Annotated in this window: 5 protein-coding genes and 1 pseudogene; 3 read left to right on the top strand and 3 right to left on the bottom strand. The window is 59.9% G+C overall.

The window, feature by feature from the left end; translation table 11 throughout:
- The first annotated feature begins 110 nt into the window (after positions 1 to 110).
- Entirely contained in the window at positions 111 to 749 is a 639-nt protein-coding gene (locus BST14_RS20430; protein WP_083066200.1) for a nitroreductase family protein, read from the top strand.
- Positions 750 to 1,289: 540 nt separating this feature from the next.
- A complete protein-coding gene (locus BST14_RS20435; RefSeq protein ID WP_142279517.1) occupies positions 1,290 to 3,404 on the top strand; it encodes an oxidoreductase in 2,115 nt (704 codons plus the stop codon).
- A 235-nt stretch (positions 3,405 to 3,639) separates the two neighbouring features.
- Here the strand turns inward: BST14_RS20435 and BST14_RS20440 are convergent, their stop codons facing one another.
- Positions 3,640 to 4,032, bottom strand: coding sequence for a hypothetical protein (locus BST14_RS20440; protein ID WP_083066207.1), 393 nt, complete (start codon positions 4,030 to 4,032; stop codon positions 3,640 to 3,642).
- Between the two features lie 124 nt (positions 4,033 to 4,156).
- Positions 4,157 to 4,591, bottom strand: a complete 435-nt coding sequence (locus tag BST14_RS20445) for a hypothetical protein (protein ID WP_083066202.1) — start codon at positions 4,589 to 4,591, stop codon at positions 4,157 to 4,159.
- 1,502 nt (positions 4,592 to 6,093) lie between these two features.
- On the opposite strand from BST14_RS20445, the gene BST14_RS20450 reads away from it, so the two are divergent.
- Complete coding sequence (locus tag BST14_RS20450; protein ID WP_158085908.1) at positions 6,094 to 6,507, top strand: nuclear transport factor 2 family protein; 414 nt, start codon at positions 6,094 to 6,096, stop codon at positions 6,505 to 6,507.
- 111 nt (positions 6,508 to 6,618) lie between these two features.
- Here BST14_RS20450 and BST14_RS20455 read toward each other — a convergent pair.
- Positions 6,619 to 7,098 (bottom strand): annotated as a pseudogene (locus tag BST14_RS20455) (SDR family oxidoreductase); the annotation flags it as partial.
- Positions 7,099 to 7,245: the final 147 nt, after the last annotated feature.

Here is a 7,245-nt window from a genome sequence, read left to right on the forward strand (position 1 = left end):
GCCCCCCATTGCGCGGGGTGATCACTAAAGATATTTTCGACCCGGGTAGGCAATACATCGAAATATCCTGCAACGCAGCCAAAGCCCGACGACGAAAGCGGCCTACGCATATGAAGCTAAATCTCACGGTCGATGAGGTGTTGTCCACTACACGAGCTGTGCGGCAGCGTCTGGATGTGACAAAGCCGGTGCCGCGCGCCGTGCTTGAGGAATGCCTCGAACTCGCGATGCAGGCTCCTAACGGCACCAATCGCAACGAGTGGCGGTGGATCGTCGTGGACGATCGAGAAATGGTCGCGCAGCTAGCCGCGGAATACAAGGCGGCGATGGGTGCCTATCGACAAGGAGCAGTGGACGGCGCGGCACTGACCGACGGAGTTCCCGGAGAAGACCGGATCGTCGCATCCGCCTATGCGCTCGCCGAGAAACTGCACCAGATGCCCGCGATTCTCATACCGCTGATGCCCGGACGCCCCGACGGCAGGCCCCTTTCGGAGCAGAGCCCGATGTGGGGCTCGATCCTGCCGGCGGTGTGGAGCTTCCTGCTTGCCTTGCGGGAGCGCGGTCTCGGCTCGGCCTGGACAACGGTTGCCTCGCGTCGTGAGGAGCAGATCGCCGAGTTGCTTGGCATCCCCTGTGATCGCTACACGCAGGTAGGGATGTTCCCGATCGCGTATACGGTGAGGGTCGACTTCAAGAAGGCCTATCGCAAGCCGCTATCCGAAGTTCTGACCTACAACGCTTTTTAGAGACAGCTTTATTTGAGGCGTTCGTTAGCATCGATGCCGTTGGGGTGCAACGTTTTAAGATCATCGGCTCGCCCGGCGCCCCCACCGTGCCGCCCATCGCCCGCAGTTCAGAGGTCAGATCGCCTAGCCGTAGGCAGCGGTCTCGCTCGCTTCGCGCGTTCTGCCGTACCGACGCCGTCCGCGGCGAGGCGCAGGTGAGCCCTTGGCAGGCGGACAGGCGAGGTGAAGCATCTCCGACGTTGTAGGCGGCGCGCGGATTAGTGATGGCGATATACAATATTTTGATTTACGATATGATATTTGTGTGCGGCAGTTGGGGGTTTGACGGTACCTCGACGCATCCGGGTTCTCTGCGAACGGAACGACAACGTGCGGACGTCCGATGTGTTCGATCCGTCCGCAGAGGAGGGCAATGTCGGGCAGCACGCCTCAATCCGCCTGCTGCGTGGCCTAAGAGCGCTCGACGACGCTGCCGTCCGGTGAAGATGGGAGGGCATTGATGGCCTACATCGGGGCGGTCGGGGGGTTGTGAGAAACGGCATGCATCCGAAATACCCCAATATTTTCACGCCGATCAAGCTGGGTCCGATTGAGCTGACGAACCGGTTCTATTCTTCGCCGCACGCTGTGCCGTTGACGATAGGAGCTGGCAAACCCACTGACGACTATATTCATTACAATGTGGCGCGGGTGAAGGGCGGCTGTTCGCTCATCATGCTGACCATGACGATGCACCTGCGCGGCAGGGCTTTTCAACCTTCTCCCTTTCCGAGAGAAAACATTCCGGCGTTCCGAGCGCTGGCGGATGCCGTACATGAAGCGGGAGGCAAGATCTTCGGCGAGCCATGGTATTTCTGGGGAGCCGCTGGGCAATGGCAACCGCTCAGCCCTCCCGCTCCGGCACTCAGCCCCTCTGTCGCACAATTCAGCGCGTACGAAAAAGTGGTGGCCACACGCGAAATGACAAACCGCGAAATCCGAGCCATGCTCGACGCATTTCGGCAGTCAACTGCCAATTTGCGTGAGGCGGGTTTCGATGGCGTTATGGTTCACGCCTCTCACGGTGCGCTTGCCGAGCAGTTCCTCTCGCCGTATTTCAACCATCGGACAGACGAATATGGTGGCTCGCTCGAGAAGCGGATGCGATTCTTGGCCGAGTCCCTCGAAGCCGCTCGCGAAGAGGCCGACAGCAAGATGGCCGTGGGGATGCGGCTCAACTGCGATGAGCTCCTGTCGGGAGGCTACGACTCCAAAGACGCCTACCTGGTTTTGAAAACGGTGTCTACGTCCGGGCTTATCGACTATGTGGACCTCGACATTGCAGTCGAGCCCAATCAGCTGCATCTCGGCATGCCGTCGGTCTTCGTGGAGCCGCAGGTGTACCGCCCGTACGTCGAAGCCGTGCGAAGCGCAGCAGGGGACGTCCCAGTTCTTAGCGTCTTGGGCCGGATGACCTCGATTGCTGACGCCGAGGCGGCGTTGGCGGCGGGTGTTTGCGATATGGTCGGTGCCGCCCGTGCTTTGATTGCCGAACCGGAGCTGGTCAAGAACGCCTTCGACGGCCAGGAGTCGCGGAGTCGTGTCTGCATAGCATGCAATTGGTGCCTGGCGGCGGTCTATGAGGGCGCGGCGGGCTGTGCGATCAACCCAGTGAGCTATCGCGAGCGTGTGTGGGGCGCCGATTCGATGACGCCGGCGCCACGTCCCTCGAAAGTGGTCGTCGTCGGTGCGGGTCCGGCTGGTTTGGAGGCGGCGCGGGTGGCCGCGTTGAGAGGTCACGACGTCACCGTGGTGGAGGCGCGTGGCGAGCTTGGCGGGGCGTTCGCGCTCTGGACGCGTTTGCCGGGACGCGAGTTCTACCGCCATGCGGTTGACTGGTGGGCCCGAGAGCTCGAGCGGCTCGAGGTTGCGATTCGGCTCGAGACAGTGGCGACGGCGGAGGACGTCTGGCACGAGCGGCCGGATGCCGTGATCTTGGCGACCGGCGCGCGTTATAGCGCGAGCGGTCATAGCAGCTACCGCGATTTCGAGATCCCAGGATTCGACCGAGATTTCGTCTACGTACCCGAGGAGATCCTCCTTGGCGAGGCTCGGCCGTCGGGCAAAGTTGTCTTGCTCGACGGTGAAGGGCTGCACGCCGGTATCGGCGTCGCGGAACTGCTCGCCCGGGAAGGGTCCGACGTCGAGCTCCTGACGCCGGCTTTCTCGCCTCTCTCGCCACGGGTCCATGGTGCCCAAGAAACCCGCCCGATCATGGAGCGGCTGAGATCAGCCAAAGTCAACATCTCGCCGACTTCCTACATCAGGTGCATCGGCGATCACGAGGTGACCGTATCGGACGTCTATTCTGACGAGGACCGCGTGATCGAAGGGGTCGATGCCGTGATCATGTCGACCGGCCGCGTCTCAATTAACGCGCTGGAGACGGAGCTGGATGGGAAGGTGCCACAGCTCTTCACGGTTGGCGACGCGCTTGCGCCAAGGGTGTGGGCGACGGCCAGTTTCGAAGGGCACAAATTCGCGCGGTACATCGGCGAGCCCGGAGCGCCAAACTCGTTGTCGGACGCCTATTTCCGAGCGAACAATCCCGTTTTCCAGCCTATTGCCAGCGATATCGAAAGAAGAACGCAGCCACGCCACCCTGAACCTTGGTAACTCACCGCCGCGGAGGCGTAGGCTAGCTATCCGCTGAAAACATCTGGGCTAGGCCGGGTTCCGCGGAACAAGCGTGATCACCTCGGGCAGCGGCCGGACCCGAGTTATTGGGTCCGTTGATCCAGTTGCCTGCTTCGGCGAAGATCACCGTCCGCAGAGAGCCCGCTCCATCTGATAATCCCTAGGTCAATACTTGCCAATTTCTCGTGCGATGCCAATCGGTGGTCGTCACCGGTCAATTTTTAAAATTGGTGCTGCCGTAGCAAGCGGCATTGCCCACATCCAGGGTGTTTTGGCAGAGGACCGTTCCTTGAAAATAGATTCGAACTGTGACCCACTTGTTGGGCAAGGCTTCTGGGCACCAGTACCGTCCGTCACAGGCAGGCGGGCGCCAGTCGGCACGAACTTCCGCACCATCTGTTGACGGGCTGCGAGCGTCAAGCACCGTCACGTCCGTTCGCCAAGGTAGCGGGACAGCGTTGAGCACTTTTCGCACTGAGTAGTCGAAGTACTCGACAGTTGCCGTGGGGACGACATCCGAAACGACCTCATATGTCACGTTATCTTCAGCGCGAGCGACCGGGGCCGGCGCCACAGCATAGACGCCAGCGATCAGTGAGAGCGTCATAAGCTGGGTACGAATCATTGGTCCTTCCTGGATGTATCAATGTCGGAGTCAATGGGCCGAAGAGTGCCAATGTGTCGGACTCATCAAAAGCTTGTCGCAGCAAGATCAATTGCAGCTATGCCAGCTAGGGGCCGGCCAACACAGCCGCCGTCAAGTTGTAACCACTTGTTTCGTTTTGAAACATGCTCACCCCAAAGTCTGTGTAGGAGCAATCAGGGATCGCGGCGTGGCCTTCCAATAACGCGCCCTTGATCGCGTCCGCGGGGTTCTTGTGGGCACCTTGCAGCAAGACCGCCTTGTTCCCGGGGTAGCCAAGGTCCTTGAGCCCGGGCAGTGGATCGGAGATTGGGACGTGTGTTGCGGTGTGGTTCAGGTATGCGTCGGTCGATCGATTGATGATGTCGGCTGCTTGCTCGGCAGCCGAGTTGTCCTGCAGCGGACCACATGACGTTCCACTGCGCAGGGATGCCACCGCGTCTCTGAAGGTGGCGGCTACTTGGTCCGCGACAGCCGCCGGTGCCAGCACGATGCACGCAGGGACAACCGTCACGATTGCCATTACCGATCCGATCGACGGCCCGCGTCGGCGGAGTATCGAGTCGACCATGCCGTAGCCAAGTGGAGTATCCGACCGTCTTAACACTTATCCTCCTTCTCTAAGCGTCTGAAACGACGACGCCGCAGACGGTGTGGGAAGGCACGTGTGTGTTTCTCGTCGTTCGGTCCGGGATTGGTGGCAGGGAGTGTCGGAGTGGTTGGCGTATGTGTAACCGTGTCGTGCCAAGGGCGTGGCCTTGGACAGCGCACTGTGCTTCGGACAGCGCAGCTGGCTGCCCCGCAATACGATTCGGCACACACGACCGTCCATGTGCGAAACCTGCCAAGAGGAGTCCGCTACGCGGGTGCGGTCTCGGTGGCGGGTCGTGAACTCACACCGCGGACACCGCAGTTGTCGAGGATGCAGACAGGTCATCGCCGGGAACTCGACGTTCACGATGGACAGGTTTGGTAACTATTGCAGACGTAGGACCGCCTGTCGTCCCAACCTTTGAACCAAGTTCCCGAAGGGGTAATCAAGAACTTGAAATCGCCGTGCCCGCAATATGTATTGCCGGTTGGCATGGTCGCACAGGTAGTCGACTCATAGGTCACGTAGCTGCGGGGCGGAAGCGTCTGAGCCGCTTGCCCGGCGGGGAACTGAATGGCTGCAGTCCAGCCGTGATGCACGCCGCGATTCCCGTTGAACCATGCAATGTGATTGTCACCCGCGGGTGCTCCTGGGATATCACCGGTGCAGCCGAAGCTGCCCCAAGTCCAGATGCCACAGTTGAGCCCGGAGGGTGACAAGAACCAGACACCTGGATGGTCCGGAATGAAAAACTTGTCTGACTCGAGCTGGTCGTACCACGAGTCTATGTGCGCCATCTGTGGATATGGATCGGCTGGAGCATCCGCGGGCGGTTCCGCGTGCCCCAGAGGCGCGGTGCCGAACATCAATCCGATCGTGCACGCAGTGGTCGCCAACCACCCGCGACTGCCGATACGCTGATGCATCCTGTCATCCTTAATGCTTCACTCTTGACATCAATCGTTTGGAGAGCGATGCGCCGTATAGCGCACCTCGAGGAGCGGTTTTCGTGCGATATTCGCAACGCAATGGCCGTCACCCATCGGTGGCGCAATCCAGTCGATTGCACTGCGAATACTGTAACAGACGTTACTACCAGCCGATCAGATTATAAAGGCATTGACAATATAGGGGAGCGGGATCTAGTCTTCCACGAGGTTGATGCCGTACCCCGTGCCTGCGACAGGGTCGGGTACGGGCCGCTCAAGCAAGTGGTTGCTGCCTGGCAGCACGAAGTCGTTTCGGTTGGGAGGCCCAGCCGTGGGCTTGGCGGATTCGCGCGCGGGATATTCCGAGCGTGTTTCACTCCGGTCGAGATCGGTCCCGCCGAGGTCCCCAATGAACGAGGTCGGTGAAATGACTTCTCACCCAGCAGCGGAGCATGTCTGATTTGGCGCGCTATGCAGAACGCATACAGAGAGGATCATTGGACAATGACGGCAACCGAATCACAAACAGCACAGAGCCGTTCGATCGTCGAACAATTCTACGATGCGGGGCTACGCGGAGACATCGAGACGATGATGGGCTTCTTGTCGGACGACGTCGTCATCTACGAACCGGCGTTCTTGGCCTATGGCGGTAAATACCGCGGCAAGCAGGGGCTGCAGGCCATCTACGAGAAGGTCCTACAGGTAACCGATGTCATGCAGCTCAAGGTTCATTACTTCGTAGTCGACGGTGATCGGGCGCTCGCGATCGCAGGATTTCCTGTCAACGGGACCGAGGATTACACATTGTTCGCCGAAGAGTCCAGGCTCGTGGACGGCAAGATAGTTGAGATCCGACTCTACTACTACGAACCGCAGTCGTTGCTGCGTGTTCCCGCGACTGAGGCAGGTGTGTGAGTCGGGTCATCATTAGACTTGACTTGGCTGATGACTCGTCGAGATCATCAGTCCGCTAAAGCTTCTAGTGCCGTAAAGGGCAAGCCGAATCAGCGGCGAGGCCAGCTTGGCTTACTTCAGGCAGCTGCCGGCGTCGATCGGAAGCGTGACACCGGTGACATAGCGGGACTCGTCGGAAGCGAGGAACAAAACCGTATTGCTGACGTCCTGAGGTTCCACCCACGGGATCGGCAGTGTGTGGAACGTTTGGCAGACCGGCGCTATATCGGCGGGGACGGGGTTTTCTAGGTCGGGCCGGAACAGCCGGTAACTCGCTTCGTTCATGACCATCGGCGTGTTCACATGCGTGGGATGTACCGAGTTCACCCGGATCATGTGCTGGCCGAGTTCGACAGCGAAGGCTCGCATCAGCCCCACAACACCGTGTTTGGCGGCCACGTAGTGACCGAAGTGCTAGCAGGCTTTCAGTCCGCCGGTCGAGCTCGTCAAGATGATCGAACCGCCGTGTCCGTCGGCTAGCAGATGCGGCACGCCGGCTTTGACGGTTTTCCAGACACCGGACATGTTCACGTCAATCGTTTCGTTCCAGTCTGGCGGATTCTAGTCATCGTTGCGAATCAGTGAAGTGTGTATCGACGTTCCCATCGTCGCAGAAGTTGGGTCGGTGTGTTGTCTTTGAGGCACAATCGTGGGCGGTCGTTGAGTTCGTCGGCGATCTGGCGGAGTTGGTCGTCGTCC

The sequence above is a fragment of the Mycobacterium arosiense ATCC BAA-1401 = DSM 45069 genome (assembly GCF_002086125.1).
Classification (GTDB): domain Bacteria; phylum Actinomycetota; class Actinomycetes; order Mycobacteriales; family Mycobacteriaceae; genus Mycobacterium; species Mycobacterium arosiense.

Bases quoted from the DNA above. Each gene is read 5' to 3' on its own strand.
- BST14_RS20450 (WP_158085908.1), top strand. From the start codon at position 6,094: ATGACGGCAACCGAATCACAAACAGCACAGAGCCGTTCGATCGTCGAA.
- BST14_RS20445 (WP_083066202.1), bottom strand. From the start codon at position 4,591: ATGGCAATCGTGACGGTTGTCCCTGCGTGCATCGTGCTGGCACCGGCG.
- BST14_RS20430 (WP_083066200.1), top strand. From the start codon at position 111: ATGAAGCTAAATCTCACGGTCGATGAGGTGTTGTCCACTACACGAGCT.
- BST14_RS20440 (WP_083066207.1), bottom strand. From the start codon at position 4,032: ATGACGCTCTCACTGATCGCTGGCGTCTATGCTGTGGCGCCGGCCCCG.
- BST14_RS20435 (WP_142279517.1), top strand. From the start codon at position 1,290: ATGCATCCGAAATACCCCAATATTTTCACGCCGATCAAGCTGGGTCCG.